A 19069-nucleotide genomic window follows, 5' to 3' on the forward strand; every position below is an offset into this window, starting at 1 on the left:
AGGTAATTTTTATTTACAAAATATTATAATGTGTGATATAAACATTTTAAAACCTATTTACGTATGAGAAAATTAGTATCTTATTTAGCAGCATTTTCTGTTTTAACGGTCGTTTCCTGTAGAAGTGATAATGATAGCGAGGTGCCAAACGAACAAGATAAAGGCATTATCCTTAATTCTGATGCTAAAGCATTGAGTATGCGAATTAGCTACAACAATTCCGGAGTTTTAGATATGATACCTGGTTCTACCGTTAAAGATACAAATGCAGGTGATTTTCCCCTTGTATTAGTGGCAGAGGTAGCGCCCCCTGTCTATAATGGAAAAACACTTCGTGCTACTCATGTGGCACTGGAAGGAAATTATGCTTATGTTTCCTATAATACAGAAGGAGAAACTTATTTAGGAGCAGTTGAGGTTTTAGATGTTACTAATCCTAATGCACCGCAACTTGTAATGCAAGCGATACTTCCAAATACTGATGTAAGCTCTGTACGTTATGACAGCGGAAAATTATATATTGCAGGAGCACATAATGTGGATGATTCTGGTGCTCCCACTCCTGCTTTTGTAGGAAGCATGACACTGAGTGGAGGAATGTTGAGTAATTCATTACAAGAGACTGTTTTAACGGGTAAAGTAGGAACAGATGTTACTTCAAGCAGTTCTAAATATTATGCGGTTACAGGAGCAACTGGGGTATTGGCTCAGTTGAATAAAACCAGTCAACAAGTTGAAATGTCTATTCCTATCAATGATTTGAGAGCTTTAGGATATAATAACAATAAAATTGTAGTTCTAAGTGGAACAGAGGGAGTAAAAATATATGATGCTAATGGGCTTAGCCTACTAACTTCTTTTGCTACATCAACTGATGTTGCAGAAGCAAAAAGAACCCTTGACTTTCTTGACACTAAATTATTAGTATCTGAAGGATATGCTGGAGTAGGTGTTTACAATTTATCTACAGGGGCAAAACTTCAAACCCTTGCAGTACCTACATCTGTTCCTGGTGTGGATCCTTCTGATATTGTAAGTAATGCCGTATCTGTAAACAGTAATCGTGTATTTGTAGCTAACGGTGGAGCGGGAATATATGTTTATGCGCCTACCAATAATACACTTACACTTTTGGGTTCGTTGGACTTAACTGGATCTTCCAATTATGTACTTAGTAAAGGAGAATATATTTTTGTAGCTACGGGTGCCGGAGGATTGAAAATCATTAAAACAGTGGCTCCTCAAAGCGGAGCGATAGATTGTTCCGGTTATCCTGTTTATAATGGAAGCGAATGGCTGAATGTAAACTCAGGACAAACTTTAGCGTATTCAGGAACAAAAAGTCTTCAGGGGATAAATGTTAATCAAACACTTACTTGGTGTGGTGCTCTTACTGCTTCACAAGGAGTGAATATAAATAGTAACGCTACATTTAATATGTATGGACAATTCTTTCAAGGTAGCCAAAGTAATCCTTGGAATTCTTTGAATATCAATAGTGGTTCCCTATTAAATCTTAAAGGAAACCTTACTACTTATGGACATATGACATTGAATAGTAATGCCAATTGGAAAATAGAAGGGAATGTAACAATTCTTGGAAACCTAACCATAAATCAGGGTTCTAAAATCGAATTTGTAGGAACTACTTCAACCATTACAATTAATGGAACTGTAACCAAAAATGGAACTTCTACAATTACGGGTACTTATACAGATGTTAATCATAAACTTTAGTATCCTATAGATTCCAAAGAATTAACAAATAAATAAAGTTAATAGTGCAGATATGATTATTTGCACTATTTTTTTTGATATAATACTTATTAGATATACCACGTCATCTTCTGAAATAAGATATGGATTTTAACCTGTCGTTTCCAAAGTTTACCTTTGATCTACTACGTAAAGGGTGTGTTCAGAAATGATAAAATAACGGATAAAAGAAAAGCACAACAAAATGCTGTGCTTTGTATATTATTATTGTATAAACGTTTTATAACGTAGATAATTTTGCAAATAAATCAGGAAAAACTCCTAAAATAATAATTGTTGCAATAATAAATAGGGCAACCATATTAAAGGTAAGAGTAACTTTTTCTGAAGACTTGAATGAACTCTCTTTAAAGAAAAACATAGCAATAATGAGTCTTAAATAATATGCAATGGAAATAGCAGAACCTAAAACTGCTATTAAAACCAAGAAAGCAGCTCCATTCATTGCTTGAGAAAATAAAGCAAATTTACCCATGAAACCTGCTGTTAAAGGAACCCCAGCCATAGAAAGGAGAGAAATTGCAGCAGCTGTAGCGAGTATAGGCTCGGTTTTTGCCAATCCTTTAAATGCCGCAAATGAAGTTTCTCTTTTTAACTTTTCTACCCAGATTAAGCACATAAAAACACCTATAGTGGATAAAGAGTAAGCAAATAAATAAAATGCTAAATTATAAGTAGAAAGACTTGTTACTCCAAAGAATACCAATCCTATATATCCTGCATGAGATACGGAAGAGTAAGCCAACATTCTTTTTACATTGGTTTGGGCAAGCCCCATAACATTGGCAAGAAGCAATGTTATAATTAAAAATACGCCTAATACATTAATCCATTCATGAGTAACTCCTGCAAACCCTATTGTCATTAATCTGAATAACGCAAAAAAGCCCGATATTTTTACCACACTAGCCATAAAAGCTGTTATTAATGATGGAGAACCATAATAAACATCAGGACTCCACATATGAAAAGGAGCTAAAGCTACTTTAAATGCTAAGGCACAAAGAATAAGTAAAACTCCTAGTATAAACATTACATTAGTAGAGTTTGCGATTCCAAAATCATGTATTTTATATAAATCGAAACTTCCAACACTGCCATAAATAAATGCGATACCGAAGAGTAAAAAACCTGTCGCAAATGCACCCATTAAAAAATATTTTATTGAAGCTTCATTGGATCTTAAATCTGTTTTATTAGCTCCTGCCATTACATATAAAGGAATGGAAAGAATTTCAACACCTAAGAATAATGTAACCATATTTTGGAATCCGAAAAGTGTAATTCCTCCACAAAGAGCAAATAGCATTAATGCATATAACTCAGATTGATGGCTTCGGTGATTACTGAAAGCAAAGCCCCCTAACAAGAATAATAATATGGTTGTTAGGATTGATATTTTAGTAAATAATGCAGTATTTGCACTGTAGTCATACATATGTCTGTACTGTTCAAAGAATGTACATTCTGGCATGAAACTTACATATAATGCAATGATTAATCCCAAAATCCCAATGTATCTTGCGAATTTTCCATGTTCAAAAACTCCTGAAAATAACGCAATAACTGCCGTTAGGAAAACAATAATTAAAACACTCATTTCTTAAAATATCAAATTAATTTACCATTGATTGGTAGATAAACTTTAACGAACTATTCACCATTTCGATTATCGGTTGTGGTAAAATACCTAATACAATTACGAAAATCGCTAAACTTGCCAATACAGAAAATTCTACTCCGGATAAATCTTTTACGGTACTTAATACGGCTTCGTCGCCCTGTCCAAACATTGCTTTCCCATAGAATCTTAATAGATATACCGCACAAAGAATTACCGTTAGTCCAGCAATCACAGCAGCAGTACCATTAAAATCATATACAGACTTTAATAATATGAATTCTCCTACAAAACCATTTGTTAATGGAACACCCATAGATCCTAATAAAATAATGAGAAATAATACAGCAAATTTTGGAGCTACTTTTGCAAGACCTCCCATTTGTCTTATATCTCTCGACTTAAATCGTTTGTATAAGATATCACAACAGTAGAATAAACCGACTACATTAATACCATGGGCAAATGTTTGTACTAAAGCTCCTTCACCACCCTCAATATTTAAGTTTCCTCTTAATGTAATTACTGCAGAAGAGAATATCCCGGCAACCATCAATCCAACATGAGAGAAAGAAGAATAGGCAATGATTCTTTTCATATCAGTTTGTATAATGGCGATCAATGCGCCGTGTACAATACCAACAATTGCCAGTATGATTACAATTTGTCCAGAGATTCCCGCAATGGGTATCGGAGTAATTGCTAATAGATAACGTATTACACCATATATTGCCATTTTAAGCATGATACCTGATAATAGCATAGATCCTTGAGTAGGAGAATAGGTATAAGTATCAGGTTGCCAAGTATGAAAAGGGAATACTGGAAGCTTTACGGCAAACGCAAAGAAAATAAACCAGAATACGATGGTTTGCTGTGTCTCGTTTAATTGTGCATTATATAAATCTGTTAAAGAGAATGAAGCTGAATGGTTATAGACATAAATCAATCCAGCTAACATAAATAATGATCCTACAAATGTATAGACAAAAAATTTAGTAGTGAATTCAAATCTTTTATTTTCTTGTCCCCAAAGTCCGGCGATAAACCAAATAGGAATCAAAGTTACTTCCCAGAAAATATAGAATAATAAACCGTCCAGTGAAGTGAAGACTCCTACAAGTCCAAACTGCATCAACAATATCAAGCCATAAAAAGTATTTCTATAGTTTATATTTTCATTGAAAGAAGATAAAATGATGATTGGCATCAAAATATTGGTCAACAATAAAAGCAGCATACTCATTCCGTCTATACCAAAATGAAGTGAACTCTTCATAAATTGTGACCATGGATAATTGATTTCGTGCTGTAATACACTATCTACTGTCGGAGTAAAATCAAAATCCGAAAGTACATAGAATGTAAGAAGCATCTGTATCAATGCAATTCCTAACGCCAAATATTTGCTGGAATGACTCTTCCATGCAAAAACTAATCCCGAACCTACTAGAGGTAATAGTAATAATGTTAATAACAAACAAGACATTATCTATTGTAATAAAAAGTTAACAATTAATATAATTCCCACAGCTAACGACATGATAAGAATGTAATTTTCTACATTACCATTTTGAACACGTTTCATTGCTTTCCCACTATCTTCAGCTCCATCACCCACAAAGTCTACAAAACGATCCAAAACTCCTTTATCAAACATCTTTCCTCCGCGTCCTAATCCTTCAACAGTTTTTACAATCAAAGCATTGTAAAGTTCGTCAATATATAATTTCTTAGCAGAAAGTTTTTCCCATCCTGTATATTGTTCCTCTGGAAGTGCTTGTTTTTTCTTATTTACATACGTGTTTTTAACAATAAACCAAACACCGAAGAACATGATAACAGTGGCTGCTAAAAGTATCATTTCAGTACCAAATGGGACACCGGATAAAGTGGTCTCCATTTGTTTAAAGCTTTCCTCAGTAAGAACAGGCTTTAGCCACTCCATTAATTTCGCATAGTGACCATGACCAATAAAATGAGGAAGATTAATAAAACCTCCAATTACGGAAAAAATAGCCAATATGATCAAGGGTAAAGTCATATTTGAAGGACTCTCATGTAAATGATGTTTTTGTTCCTCCGTACCTCGAAATTCCCCATGAAAAGTCAAATAGTATAATCTGAACATATAAGTTGCAGTCATTGCTGCTAAAACAAATAAAATAACCCAATAAATAGGATTTTTAGCGAATGCTGCTACCAAAATTTCATCTTTGGAAATCATCCCTGAAAGTAATGGAAACCCCGAAATGGCTAGAGTTCCAATAAGGAAAGTAGCATGAGTAATAGGAATGTATTTTTTTAGCCCTCCCATAAAGCGCATATCTTGTTCGTTGCTCATTGCATGAATTACAGAACCTGCTCCTAAGAATAATAAAGCCTTAAAGAATGCATGCGTCATTACATGAAACATAGCTGTTGTATAAGCTCCTAATCCTAAAGCAATGAACATAAAACCAAGTTGAGAAACTGTAGAATATGCTAATACTTTTTTGATGTCATTTTGACGAAGAGCATAGAATCCTGCTAACGCAGCAGTTAAGAATCCGATAAATAAAATTCCTCCTTGAACAGTAGGGGCTAAAGTAAATAAGAAATTTGATCTCACTACTAAATAAATACCTGCGGTTACCATCGTAGCAGCATGAATCAATGCTGAAACAGGAGTTGGACCGGCCATTGCATCCGGTAACCATGTATATAAAGGAACCTGAGCGGATTTACCGGTTGCACCAATAAACAAACTCGCTGTAATAAATATAATTACTGTTCCGTCTAATTCAAATTTTGAAGCGTTGTGTGCTACAGAAAGATAATCAACAGCATTTGTTTGAGAAGCAATCATAAAGATACCTATCAACAAGGCAAGATCACCAATTCTATTCATGATGAAAGCTTTTCTTGCTGCTTTACCATATTCTTCATTAGTATACCAAAAACCAATTAATAAATAAGAACAAAGACCTACACCTTCCCATCCAATAAATAAGATAAGATAATTACTTCCCATTACCAAAAGTAGCATGGAGAAGATGAATAGGTTCAAATAAGTGAAAAATTTATAAAAGCCTTTATCGTGGCTCATATATCCAATGGAGTAGAGGTGGATCAGAGAACCAATACCTGTAATGATCATTATCATCATTAATGATAACTGATCAATTTGGAATCCAAAATTAATCTGGATGCCATTTACTCTAAACCATTCAAAGGCTTTTACAATGACAGGTTGGCTTTCAGAATTGAAATTTATGAAAAGACTTACTGCAATACAGAAAGAACCAAAAACTACAGAAGTTGCCAATGAACCTACCAAAATTTTTGGAAGATTTTTTCCGAATAAACCGTTAATAAGAAAACCTATAAGTGGTAAAAGTACTATTGCATACACTAAATTTTCCATTCTTTATCCTCTTAATTTATTAAATATACTTACGTCTACAGAACGGGTATTTCTATATAGCATAGCAATAATTGCCAGACCTACTGCTACTTCTGCTGCAGCAACCACCATAATGAAGAAAACCAAAAGCTGTCCGTCACCATTTCCTTTATATGCCGAAAAAGCAGCCAAAAGTAGGTTTACAGAGTTCAGCATGAGTTCTACACAGCCCAAAATTACAATAGCATTTTTTCTCAATAATACTCCTAATACTCCCAAACAGAATAATACTGAAGAAAGAATTACGAAGTATTCTAAAGGAACGCTTTGTATAAATGTATTTACTTCTCCCATAATTTTTTATAGATCTTTTTTACCGATTAATACAGCACCTACAATACCTGCTAAAATAAGTATGGATGCAAGTTCAAATGGTAAAACATATTCATTAAATAAAAGTCTACCCAGATTTTTTGTAAGACCAACCCCTCTGTCTACGTTTTCAACAACGATATGGTTTTCCTGAACTCCTCTAAAAATACCTAAAATACCTACTAAAAGTAGACCTGCTGTAAAAACTCCAACAAATTTTAAAGTATTGTTCTTCCTACTTTCGTCTTCTTTATTAAGGTTAAGCATCATCAGAATATAAAGAAATAATACCATGATGGCTCCTGCATAGACAATAATTTGAATGATTGCTAAAAATTGAGCGTTCAAAAGAACGTACATTCCTGCAATTGAAAACATCGTAACAATTAATGACAAAATAGCATATAAAGGATTTCTTGCAAATACAAAATAAACAGCACTTGCTATTGCTAAAAAAGCCACCAAGAAAAATAAAAACTGATCCATTATTTTACCGCATTTTTTTGTTTCTCGGACTGTCTTGTTGTGATATCAATCCTTTCATTTATTTTTTCTACTAATTTATCTTTACCATAGATAAAAGAGCCTCTATTTGTTTCTACATCTACTAATCTATCGGTAAGATAAATCGCCGATTTAGGACACGCTTCCTCACACATACCACAAAAAATACATCTAAGCATATTGATTTCATACACTGATGCATATTTTTCTTCTCTGTAAAGATGCTTTTCTTCTTTTGTTCTTTCCGAAGCAGTCATTGTAATGGCTTCAGCAGGACATGCCACTGCACAAAGTCCACAAGCTGTACATCTTTCTCTTCCTTCTTCGTCTCTTTTCAGGACATGCTGCCCTCTCCATATTGTAGTTCTTGGCTTTTGTACCTCTGGATAAGAATAGGTAGGTGGACCTTTTACAATATTTCTTACAGCATGCTTGAATGTAATCCCCATTCCTGTAAAAATCGCGGGTAAGTAGATTTTTTCAGAAAGGGTCATTTCTTTATTAGAAACAACTTTTGATCTATTCGTAAGTTTCATTTAGTTATAGATATTAGATGTTAGACATGAGATTTTAGACTAATCTTGTCTGTTATCTTAATTTTATATTTAATTTAATTTCCAAATGCTAATATTACAGCACCTGTCACTAGCAAGTTTACTAATGCCATAGGAATCAATGTTTTCCATCCTAAGTGCATCAATTGGTCATATCTGAATCTTGGTAATGTCCATCTAATCCACATAAAGATAAGGATTCCGATGATAGTTTTTGTTAAAAATGCTACAATACTCAAAATGCCGGCCGCATTTTCTCCCCAATTTTGATTTACCCATTCAATTCCTGGATAATTATATCCTCCAAAGAAAAGGACTACCATGAAAGCGTTTGAAATAAACATATTCACATATTCTCCAAACATATATAAACCTAGTTTCATAGAAGAATATTCTGTGGAATATCCAGTAACTAATTCAGATTCACATTCAGGTAGATCAAACGGGTGTCTATTAGTTTCCGCTAATGCAGCCACAAAGAAAACAAGAAATGCGATGGGTTGGTAAAGAATATTCCAATTCATACCATCAATGGCAAAAAGCCCCCAAATTTTTCCTCCAGCTTGACTTTCAGAAATCTCTTTTAAATCTAAACTTCCTGTCATCATAATAATAGAAAGCAGCGCTAATCCCATAGCTAATTCATAAGAAATCATTTGAGAAGAAGCACGGATTGCTCCTATTAATGAATATTTGTTATTGGATGCCCAACCTCCAATCATAATTCCATATACTCCAATTGAAGCCATTCCGATGATGTAAAGTACACCTACGTCAATATTAGCCACTTGAAGGTCGAAAGACGTTCCATCAATATTTAAACTTTTACCCCAAGGAATAACTGCTCCTGTAATGAGTGAAATAAACATTACCAATGCAGGACCCAAGATGAATAAAAATTTTTCTGCATTAGCAGGAGTAAAATCTTCTTTAAAGAAAAATTTTCCACCATCGGCAAGCGGTTGTAGTAGTGCGAATGGTCCGGCTCTGTTTGGTCCAATTCTATCTTGCATAACAGCAGCAACTTTTCTTTCTGCCCAAGTAGAGTAGGCAGCTATTGTTAATGATAACAAGAAAAGTGCTAATACAAGTATAAGTTTAAATGTAATTAAATCCATTTTATTTTTATAGATATTAGATATAAGAAGTCAGGTGAAACCTTTGTCTGATGTCTGAAATCTGATGTCTTTAAATTAATATTATTGTTCGTCTTTTTCGCTGATTTCTTTTGCCATAGGATTATCTAAAACTCTTAGTTCATCTTTTGGCTTTTCGTAATGATTTAATGAAATGACAGAATGTCTATCAATATGTCTAGGACCTTCGATATTCCAGTCTTTCAATTCCTTTCTATCAAAACGACAAGTATCACAAATAAACTCTTCAACTTCTCCCCATTGATCCTTTCTAGCTGTAATTCTTACAATTTCATCACCTTTCATCCAAACAACAGCTTTTCCAGAACATTTGTCACACGTACAAGAAGCATTCATAGGCTTGGTAAACCACACTCTACTTGCGAATCGAGCAGTTCTATCTGTTAATGCACCTACAGGGCATACATCAATGACATTTCCTATGAAGTCATTATCTAACGCTTTATTTAGATAAGTAGAAATTTCAGCGTGATCTCCTCTGAAAAGAATTCCATGTTCTCTGGTATCTGTAAGTTGATTAGCTGTAAGTACACATCTTGCACACAGAATACAGCGGTTCATATTCAATTTAATATTTGGACCAAGATCATCTGCCTCATAAGTGTTTCTCTCAAATTCGGTTCTTGTATTTTCAACCCCATGTTCATATCCCAAATCTTGAAGATGGCATTCTCCTGCTTGATCACAAATAGGACAATCTAAAGGATGATTTACTAATAAAAATTCAGTAACAGCCTTTCTCCCTTCCTGAGCTTTTTCAGAAGTAAGGTTCTTTACTTCCATTCCGTCCATTACATTTGTTCTGCAACTTGCAACTAATTTTGGCATAGGACGAGGATCAGCTTCAGATCCTTTGGATACTTCTACTAAACAAGTTCTGCATCTCCCTCCACTGGTTTCCAATTTGCTGTAATAGCACATTGCAGGAGGTACAGATTTTCCACCAATTTGTCTTGCTGCTTCCAAAATAGAAGTTCCCGGCAAAACTTCAGTAGTTTGTCCGTCTATCGTTATTTTGAATTTTTTTACCTCTTCGCTCATATTCTATGCTTTTCGCTTATGCTGTTAAAAGCTTTTAAGCTATATTTTAATTATACTTCTTTGTATTAAATGTATATCCGATGCCTGCAAAGATTTCTCCGAAAACAAAATCTTGACGAGCTTTGTCCGGTTTATTATTTAATGTAGTCTTAATATCCCACATATTGATGTATCCGGCTTTTGCTTCTGCTCTTATCATCCAGTTTTTCCAAAAAACTAAATTAAGACTTGATCTTACATCTGTTCCCATACCAGCAACGTGAAAACGGTCGCTCCTTTCATTTCCAAAAAGTTTGATATTACTTTTCGGAAACATTACGCCAAGTCCGGCTCCATAGGACCAAACTAAATCTATATTCTTTTTGTGAATAAGATTTTTATATTTTTCAAGGCCTAAATTTTCATAGTTTAGCCCATCTGTATGTTCGAAAGTAAGAAACTGTTCATCAGATAAATTAACTTGACCATTATGTACCATTGCCGCATATTTTGGATCAGAAATATATCCTGAAAAATCAACAGTTTGGTTTTGTTTCATAACATACTTCATATGGTCTATTCCTAAAACAAGAGCCAAATTATCTTTAATAAAATATCCTACTCTAAAATTATACTGCGTTACGGTAAACCAAGCAGGATCAAAATAAACAATCCCAAATTTTGTAGGTCTATCTCTAGCAGATACATTATTCAATTGAAAATCATAACCGTTTCCAGTAAAATGAATATCAGAATTACTGTATGCTCCTCGGTTCCATCCAAAAAAGACAAAAGTTTGACCTTTTTTACTCAAAGGATAAGGTTTTTCTTTCTTTTCAGCTTTATAAGGAGTTACCTCTAATTTGTACTCTTTGTCTAATGTATCTTTTTTGACTTGTCCAAATGCAAATTCTGATATCATTAAGCTGATCATCAATATTTTTTTCATTCTAAGTGTTTTTTTCAACAGAAGGGATTGGATCTGCATAATTTGCCAATCCGTAGTTTTGTGTTTGGGACAATTCAGGGTTTTTGATATGCCACTCAAACTCATCTCTGAAATGGCGTATTGCAGCTGCAACAGGCCAAGCTGCTGCATCTCCTAACGGACAAATCGTATTTCCTTCAATCTTTCTTTGGATATCCCAAAGAAGATCTATGTCTTCTATTTTACCTTGTCCGTTTTCAATTTTTTTCAATATTTTATACATCCACCCAGTTCCTTCACGACAAGGTGTGCATTGTCCGCAACTTTCATGATTATAAAATCTTGCTAATGTCATGGTATGTTCCACAATACATTGGTCTTCGTCTAAAACAATAAAGCCTCCAGAACCCATCATAGTTCCGGTTGCAAAACCTCCATCTGCTAAGGATTCATAATTCATATATCTTGGTTCCCCGTTGATGGTCTTTAATAATAAATTAGCAGGTACAATAGGTACTGAGCTACCACCGGGAATACAAGCTTTTAATTTTTTTCCGTTTGGAATACCTCCACAATATTCTTCAGAGTAAATGAACTCTTCCACAGTGATGGTCATATCAATTTCGTAAACTCCAGGCTTATTAATATTTCCACAAGCTGATATTAATTTTGTACCGGTTGATCTTCCTACTCCAATTTTAGCATATTCAGCACCTGTAATATCCATGATGGGAACAATAGCAGCGATTGATTCCACGTTATTTACTACTGTTGGTCTTTCCCAAAGCCCTTTTACAGCAGGAAAGGGAGGTTTTAATCTTGGATTTCCTCTTTTACCTTCCAGAGATTCCAGCAATGCTGTTTCTTCCCCGCAGATATAAGCTCCACCACCTCTTTGAACATAAATTTCCAAATCAAACCCAGTTCCTAAAATATTTTTACCTAAAAACCCAGCTGCCTTCGCTTCTTCAATGGCCTCTTCTAAAATATCCGGAATCCATGAATATTCCCCACGGATATATATATAAGATGTATTAGAACCTAAACAATAAGAGGAGATTAACATTCCTTCAATCAATAAATGAGGAAGAAACTCCATTAAATATCGGTCTTTAAAAGTTCCAGGTTCAGACTCATCAGCATTTACCACTAAGTGTCTTGGAACACCTTCCGGTTTTGCTAAAAAACTCCATTTCATTCCTGTTGGAAAACCAGCTCCACCACGTCCACGAAGCCCAGAAGCTTTAACTTCTTCTAGAATTTCGTCTGGAGTCATTTTCAAGGCTTTTTCTGCCGCTCCATACCCACCTTGCTTACGGTAAGTTTCAAAGTAGCGAATACCTTCTATATGTGCATCTTTAAGTAAAAGTTTTTTACTCATCCTATATTTTAATTAATCCAAAGCAACTTGCCCTTGTCTACAAAGATCAAGAATTTCATCTACTTTTTCTATCGTTAAATTTTCATGAAAAAATTTCCCTAACTGCATCATTGGAGCATAACCACAGGCTCCAAGACATTCAGCTGGTTTTAGTGTAAACATCCCGTCTTCAGTAGTTTCCCCATCCTTAATATTCAGTTTAGTTCTGATATGGTTAAGGATTTTTTCGCTTCCACAAACCATACAAGGCCCTGTTCTGCAAACCTCCAAAACATATTTACCAACTGGTTTCATATTGAACATGGTATAAAAAGTAGCTACTTCATATACTTCAATTGGTTTAATACTTAATAATCCGGCAACATAATCCATGACAGGAACATCCAGCCAACCTCCAAACTCCTTTTGTGCTAAATGAAGAACAGGAAGAAGAGCTGATTTTTGTCTTCCTTCGGGATATCTCGCGATAATTTTATGTACCTGTGCTAAACTTTCAGGTTTAAAAGCAATTGTTTCGCTCATCTTTATCTAAGATTTCAGATGTCAGATTTCTGAACATCAGATTTTAAATTTATATATAAAGCAAAAAATCCGGAATCTGCAATCAGATGTCCAAGATTTTCTTTTTATGCATCTAATTCTCCTGCAATAATATTCATGCTACACATCGTTACTATCGCATCCGAAATTACAGAACCTGTAATCATTTCAGGATAGGCTTGATAGTATATGAAGCATGGTCTCCTGAAGTGGAGTCTATATGGACTTCTTCCTCCATCACTCACTAAGTAAAAGCCTAGTTCTCCATTACCTCCTTCTACGGCATGGTAAACTTCACCTTTTGGTACTTCAGTTTCTCCCATTACAATTTTAAAATGGTAAATCAGGGCTTCCATTTTTTGATAAACATCTGCTTTTTCAGGAAGATAGAAATCAGGAACATCCGCATGAAAATCACCTTCCGGAAGATTCTCGTATGCTTGTTTGATAATTTTAATGGATTCCCATATCTCTTGCTGACGAACCATGAAACGATCATAAGTGTCGCCTGCAGTTCCTACCGGAATGATAAAGTCAAAATCTTGATAAGAAGAATAAGGTTGTGCTACTCGAACATCATAATCTATACCTGCTGCACGTAAATTAGGGCCTGTAAAACCATAACTTAATGCTCTTTCGGCAGTAATAGCACCTGCTCCAATAGTTCTATCCATAAAAATTCTGTTTCTCTCTAGTAAAGTACAGAATTCTTTAAATCGTGGTGGAAAAGTTTTGAGGAAATCCTTAATTAGTTCATGAAATTTAGGTGTGAAATCTCTTTCGAAGCCTCCGATTCTCCCCATATTGGTTGTCATTCTTGCCCCGCATATTTGTTCATACATATCATAAATACGTTCTCTTTCGATGAACATATAAGTAAGGCCTGTAATCGCACCGGAATCCATTCCGGTTACTCCATTGCAAATAAGGTGATCTCCAATTCTTGCTAGTTCCATAAGAATCACCCGCATATAGTCAACTCTTTTGGGCACTTCAACTCCAATTAGTTTTTCAACGGTCATATGCCAGCCTAAATTGTTAATGGGAGCGGAACAGTAATTCATACGATCCGTAAGAGTGGTAATTTGAGCATAATTTCTTCTTTCAGAAATCTTTTCAAATGCTCTGTGAATGTATCCAACTGTTTGCTCAGCATGAAGAATTCTTTCTCCATCCATTGTTAACACATTTTGGAAAATTCCATGTGTAGCAGGGTGAGTTGGTCCCAAATTGAGGGTATATAATTGCCCATCAATTTGTTCTTTACTTTCGTATTGGTTAAGTATATTAGATAATGAGTTATCTTTCATAATGTTTGCTTTTAGCTATTTGCTTTTGGCTAATTGCCTTCCGCTTTTTATCTTCCGAACATACTATCGTTCTTGTCTGTTCTTGTGCCATCCTCAAGACGATATTCTTTTAACATCGGATGATACCCTAAATCTTCCATATTTAGAATAGGTCTGAGATCTGGGTGTCCTTTAAATTTAATTCCGTAAAAATCATACGTTTCTCTTTCCATCCAATTTGCTCCGGCATATAATTCTACTAGGGAGTCTACCTCAATATGATCTCTGGACATGAAAACTTTCAAACGTAGTCTGAAATTGGTCATCATATTGTGTAAATGATAAACCACGCCAATTTCTTTATCGGGAAATTCAGGATAATGGATTCCGCAAATATCTGTAAGAAAATTAATTTCTAAAGATGAGTCTTTCAGATAATGAATAATCTTTTTAATATCATCTTTTTTTACTTCAACAGTTAACATTCCATAAGGTTCTGAACTCGAAATTACAGATTCCGGAAATTCTCTTGTGATAGCTTCTAATACAAATTCGTTTGTCATTTCTGTTTAGTTGCTTATGTTGTAAGAATCTAATAATTTTTGATATTCAGGAGTATCTCTTCTTCTAAGACTTTCACTTTCCGCTAAAGCTTGAACTTGCATAACTCCTTCAATAATTTGTTCTGGTCTAGGAGGACATCCAGGAACGTACACGTCAACAGGTATAATTTTATCTATTCCTTGTAGGACAGAATAAGTATCAAAAATACCCCCACTGGAAGCACATGCTCCAACGGCTACAACCCATTTAGGCTCAGCCATCTGAGTGTATACTTCTTTTAGAACAGGTCCTAATTTTTTGGATATAGTTCCACAAACCATCAACATATCTGCTTGTCTTGGAGAAAAGGAGTTTCTTTCCATTCCAAATCTCGATGCGTCATACGTAGGGTTAAGGGTCGCCATAAACTCAATACCACAACAAGAGGTTGCAAAAGGTAACGGCCAAAGAGAGAATTTTCTTGCCATTCCGATTACACTACTCAGTTTCGTTGCGAAAAAACCTTCTCCTTCATATCCTTCAGGAGCTGGTGCATCTGTTTTTATTATTGGTTTTTTATCTGACATAATTTCTTCTTAAATAAGTTTTTTATTTATCCCAATCTAAAGCGCCGCGTTTCCATACATAAAAAAATGCTACGAAGAAAATTGCCACGAACGCAAGTACAGCTAAAAATCCTTGAACACCAAATTCTCGAAAGTTTACAGCATAGGGATAAAAAAATACGATTTCAATATCGAATAGTACAAACAATACAGCAGTCAGAAAATACTTGATTGAAAAGGGTGTTCTTGCATTTCCTTCTACCGGGATTCCACATTCCCAACTTTGATTTTTAACAGAATTTCCTTTTTTCTGTTTAGGACCTAAGAAATGAGCTCCAAGCAAAGAAACAGCTACAAATGCCACTGCTACAGATGCTTGAATGAGTATTGGAATATAACTTTCAGGTAAATTCATTTTTGCATTATTATCTCAATTTGCAAATTTAGCGAATAAACAAGAAAGCATGAAATTTATCGGCCTAAAAGTAGGATTAAAATAGGAAAAATAGATAATTTAGAATCAGTAAAAATAACAGTTATTTCTTCATTTTTCTCAGAACAGAGTAGGCAATGAAGGAAATATAAGCAAAGAGAATACTCGTATATATTATGTTAATTAAAGTGTTCATTTTATCATCCTGAACTTGAAAAAATAGATTGTAGATGATGAATCCAATAATTAAAACTGTAAAAATAATAAGCTGTGGTTTCATATGGTAAACTTACAAATAACGAGGTTATAAAAAAATTATAACGAACTATTTGAAAATAGAATTAAAATGGTTTTATTAAATGTATTTTGGTGACGCATACTTTTTACCTCTGAATAATTCTAAAAAAAATCTTTTTAGTTAAACTTATTACTCTATTCTATTGCTAGCGAATATGTTCTTCTTCTTTTATGATTAACAGGATTATAATCTTGCCATAATAACTGGATATTTTTATTGTCTTCCAATTCTGGATTCGTTTCTAAAAATTTCACTCCTTTTTTCTTAAATGTCTCAAAAATCTCTTTGAATATAATAGATGTTACTCCTCGTCTTTGATAATCCGGATGAATTCCAATTAAATAAAAATTAGCTCTTTCATTTTTCTTTCCTGCTCTTAAGAAATGCCACCATCCGAATGGAAGTAATTTTCCTTTTGATTTTTGTAATGCCTTTGAATAAGAAGGCATTGTGATAGCAAATGAAATTAAATTATTATCGGAATCTACAATACAAACGATATAATCTTTATCTATTAGTTTAAAGTATTTTTCTTTATATGTCTTTCTTTGTTCCTCCGAAATTGGTGTGTATGTTGAAAGGTGATTGTATGTCACGTCTAAAAGATCAAACATGGCATCAACATAGTGTAAAATTTCTTCTTTGCTATTGAATTTTAAAACTTTTAGTTGATACTTTTGAGAAATTAACTCATTAAACTTATAAATTTTAGAAGGTAAAGAATCTGGAAAAATAATTTCAAATTCCACCCATTCTTTTTCTTTTGTTAATCCCCATTTTTCAATGTGTTTTGGATAATATTCATGATTGTAAATTCCAATCATGGTCGCGAGTTTGTCGAATCCGAATGTTAACATTCCGGCCTTATCAAGGTTTGTGAAACCCATAGGACCTTCAATTTTAGGAATGTTCTTTTCTTTGGCGTATTCTATAGCAGTTTGGATCAAAGCTTTGGAAACGTCTTCATCATCAATGAAATCTATCCATCCGAAACGAACTTTTTTGATGTCAAGCTCCTTTTCTTCTTTATGATTTATAATAAGAGCAATTCGTCCAACGATTGTATTGTTTTTATAGGCTAAAAACTGTTTAGCTTCAGAATATTGAAGAGCAGGGTTCTCTGCCGGATTCCATACATTCATTTCATCATTTATAAAAGAGGGAACGAAATAGGGATTGTTTTTGTAAACATCCATTGGAAATTGTACAAATTGTTTTAATTGTTCAGCAGTTTTTACTTCAATAATCGAAACTTTAGACATAGTATTAATAGGGTAATTAAGCAACAAATATAAATAATTAAACGTAATACTTTGGCACAGTTTTTACATAATATAAAGCATAAATACATATTAAAGTTATTAGAAAATGACGGGCTATTATATTATAATTGGAATTTCGATGCTAGTGAGTTGGTATATCTCATGGAAGTTGAAATCTAAATTTGAGTATTATTCCAATGTACATCTCAAAAATGGACTTTCAGGTAAAGAGGTGGCAGAGAAGATGTTGAGGGATAATGGCATTAATGATGTACAGGTAATTTCAGTTCCAGGACAATTAACGGATCATTATAATCCTGAAAATAAAACTGTGAATCTTTCAGAAGGAGTGTATATGCAACGGAATGCTGCTGCGGCTGCTGTGGCTGCTCATGAATGTGGACATGCTGTACAACACGCACGAGGATATTCAATGCTTCAGCTGCGTTCAAAGCTTGTTCCGGTGGTTCAAATCAGTTCTAACCTGATGCAGTTTGTTCTTATTGCAGGTATTGTCATTATGACAGCAACTCAGACATTCGAAAACCCTAAAGGAAATACATTGGTTTTAATGATCGGAGTGATCATGTTTGCTTTTACGACTCTTTTTGCTTTTGTAACACTTCCTGTGGAATATGATGCAAGTAATAGAGCTATGAGATGGCTTAAAGAAACAGGTACAGTGACGTCAGAAGAATTTATAGGAGTACAGGATAGTCTTAAGTGGGCTGCAAGAACGTATGTGGTAGCTGCTATTGGATCTTTGGCTCAGCTTCTTTATTGGGCATCTTTATTGATGGGAGGAAGAAGGGATTAGTCTATATAATTAAAAGTAATATATTGCATCTCAGATAGTTTTTCTGAGATGTTTTCTTTTTGTATCATTTTTAAAGAAGCGGTAAGAGTACAATTATTATTCGTTTCAAAATTCAAAACTTTAGCATCAAATTTAGAAAGTAAAGTGAAGATTGTATTTTGTTGATTAAAATTAAATACAATTTCGATTTTAGTTTCCAATTCTTTAATGATAATATTGGCTTCTTCTAAGGTGATTTTTGCAGATTCTTTATAGGTTTTTACTAACCCTGAGACTCCAAGTTTTGTTCCTCCATAATATCTCACAACAATAATTAAAACATTAGTGATTTCATGAGCCAGTAATTGGTTGTAAATGGGTAATCCTGCACTTCCAGAAGGTTCTCCATCATCATTGGCGCGATAGTTTTCTCCATTGATACCTATTCTGAAGGCATAACAGTGATGGGTAGCTTTAGGATGGTCAGATCTTACTTTATCTAACATCTTTTTAATATCCTCTTCATTGTTTACGGGATAAGCAAATCCTAGGAACTTACTCCCTTTTTCTTTAATTAGAGTGTTTTCTATAGGGGCTTCTAGAGTTTTATAGGCGAAAGTCAAGTCTTTATTTTTTTTTGCAAA

The 19069-nt window shown here is 34.1% G+C and carries 19 protein-coding genes; 2 read left to right on the forward strand and 17 right to left on the reverse strand.

Annotated features, from left to right (window positions below; genetic code table 11):
• The first annotated feature begins 63 nt into the window (after nt 1–63).
• Nucleotides 64–1737 carry an LVIVD repeat-containing protein gene (locus CHRY9293_RS11130; protein WP_162033051.1) on the forward strand — a complete coding sequence of 558 codons (1674 nt, stop codon included), beginning with the start codon at nt 64–66 and terminating at the stop codon, nt 1735–1737.
• Between the two features lie 259 nt (nt 1738–1996).
• On the opposite strand, the gene CHRY9293_RS11135 is transcribed toward CHRY9293_RS11130, so the two are convergent.
• The 16 genes from CHRY9293_RS11135 to CHRY9293_RS11210 form a co-directional block, all read right to left on the reverse strand.
• Complete coding sequence (locus CHRY9293_RS11135) at nt 1997–3376, reverse strand: NADH-quinone oxidoreductase subunit N (RefSeq protein ID WP_162033052.1); 1380 nt, start codon at nt 3374–3376, stop codon at nt 1997–1999.
• Between the two features lie 16 nt (nt 3377–3392).
• Entirely contained in the window at nt 3393–4886 is a 1494-nt protein-coding gene (locus tag CHRY9293_RS11140; protein ID WP_162033053.1) for a complex I subunit 4 family protein, read from the reverse strand.
• 3 nt (nt 4887–4889) lie between these two features.
• Entirely contained in the window at nt 4890–6803 is a 1914-nt protein-coding gene (gene nuoL / locus CHRY9293_RS11145) for an NADH-quinone oxidoreductase subunit L (protein ID WP_162033054.1), read from the reverse strand.
• Between the two features lie 3 nt (nt 6804–6806).
• Entirely contained in the window at nt 6807–7136 is a 330-nt protein-coding gene (nuoK, locus tag CHRY9293_RS11150) for an NADH-quinone oxidoreductase subunit NuoK (protein ID WP_122546184.1), read from the reverse strand.
• A gap of 6 nt (nt 7137–7142) precedes the next feature.
• Nucleotides 7143–7640 carry an NADH-quinone oxidoreductase subunit J family protein gene (locus CHRY9293_RS11155; RefSeq protein WP_122546185.1) on the reverse strand — a complete coding sequence of 166 codons (498 nt, stop codon included), beginning with the start codon at nt 7638–7640 and terminating at the stop codon, nt 7143–7145.
• Entirely contained in the window at nt 7640–8194 is a 555-nt protein-coding gene (locus CHRY9293_RS11160) for a NuoI/complex I 23 kDa subunit family protein (RefSeq protein ID WP_122546186.1), read from the reverse strand. The genes CHRY9293_RS11155 and CHRY9293_RS11160 overlap by 1 nt, the downstream gene beginning before the upstream one ends.
• Nucleotides 8195–8268: 74 nt before the next feature.
• Complete coding sequence (nuoH, locus tag CHRY9293_RS11165) at nt 8269–9330, reverse strand: NADH-quinone oxidoreductase subunit NuoH (protein WP_162033055.1); 1062 nt, start codon at nt 9328–9330, stop codon at nt 8269–8271.
• Between the two features lie 81 nt (nt 9331–9411).
• A complete protein-coding gene (locus tag CHRY9293_RS11170; protein WP_162033056.1) occupies nt 9412–10410 on the reverse strand; it encodes a 2Fe-2S iron-sulfur cluster-binding protein in 999 nt (332 codons plus the stop codon).
• A gap of 46 nt (nt 10411–10456) precedes the next feature.
• Nucleotides 10457–11338: a hypothetical protein gene (locus CHRY9293_RS11175; protein ID WP_162033057.1), complete on the reverse strand. Its 882-nt coding sequence runs from the start codon at nt 11336–11338 to the stop codon at nt 10457–10459.
• A 1-nt stretch (nt 11339) separates the two neighbouring features.
• Nucleotides 11340–12698 carry an NADH-quinone oxidoreductase subunit NuoF gene (gene nuoF / locus CHRY9293_RS11180; protein WP_162033058.1) on the reverse strand — a complete coding sequence of 453 codons (1359 nt, stop codon included), beginning with the start codon at nt 12696–12698 and terminating at the stop codon, nt 11340–11342.
• A 12-nt stretch (nt 12699–12710) separates the two neighbouring features.
• Complete coding sequence (locus CHRY9293_RS11185) at nt 12711–13220, reverse strand: NADH-quinone oxidoreductase subunit NuoE family protein (RefSeq protein WP_122546191.1); 510 nt, start codon at nt 13218–13220, stop codon at nt 12711–12713.
• A gap of 104 nt (nt 13221–13324) precedes the next feature.
• The gene (locus CHRY9293_RS11190) at nt 13325–14548 is read right to left on the reverse strand and encodes an NADH-quinone oxidoreductase subunit D (RefSeq protein ID WP_122635524.1); all 1224 of its coding nucleotides are present in this window, start codon (nt 14546–14548) and stop codon (nt 13325–13327) included.
• A gap of 47 nt (nt 14549–14595) precedes the next feature.
• Entirely contained in the window at nt 14596–15090 is a 495-nt protein-coding gene (locus CHRY9293_RS11195) for an NADH-quinone oxidoreductase subunit C (RefSeq protein ID WP_162033059.1), read from the reverse strand.
• 6 nt (nt 15091–15096) lie between these two features.
• Nucleotides 15097–15657 carry an NADH-quinone oxidoreductase subunit B gene (locus CHRY9293_RS11200; protein WP_122546194.1) on the reverse strand — a complete coding sequence of 187 codons (561 nt, stop codon included), beginning with the start codon at nt 15655–15657 and terminating at the stop codon, nt 15097–15099.
• A gap of 22 nt (nt 15658–15679) precedes the next feature.
• Nucleotides 15680–16051: an NADH-quinone oxidoreductase subunit A gene (locus CHRY9293_RS11205; protein WP_162033060.1), complete on the reverse strand. Its 372-nt coding sequence runs from the start codon at nt 16049–16051 to the stop codon at nt 15680–15682.
• 450 nt (nt 16052–16501) lie between these two features.
• A complete protein-coding gene (locus CHRY9293_RS11210) occupies nt 16502–17629 on the reverse strand; it encodes a GNAT family N-acetyltransferase (RefSeq protein ID WP_162033061.1) in 1128 nt (375 codons plus the stop codon).
• Between the two features lie 106 nt (nt 17630–17735).
• Here CHRY9293_RS11210 and CHRY9293_RS11215 point away from each other — a divergent pair, with 106 nt between their 5' ends.
• Nucleotides 17736–18446, forward strand: a complete 711-nt coding sequence (locus tag CHRY9293_RS11215; RefSeq protein WP_162033062.1) for a zinc metallopeptidase — start codon at nt 17736–17738, stop codon at nt 18444–18446.
• Here CHRY9293_RS11215 and CHRY9293_RS11220 read toward each other — a convergent pair.
• Entirely contained in the window at nt 18443–19048 is a 606-nt protein-coding gene (locus tag CHRY9293_RS11220; RefSeq protein WP_228455517.1) for an IMPACT family protein, read from the reverse strand. The two genes, CHRY9293_RS11215 and CHRY9293_RS11220, sit on opposite strands and share 4 nt — an antisense overlap.
• Between the last annotated feature and the right edge of the window lie 21 nt (nt 19049–19069).

Source organism: Chryseobacterium potabilaquae (assembly GCF_902728265.1).
GTDB lineage: Bacteria > Bacteroidota > Bacteroidia > Flavobacteriales > Weeksellaceae > Chryseobacterium > Chryseobacterium potabilaquae.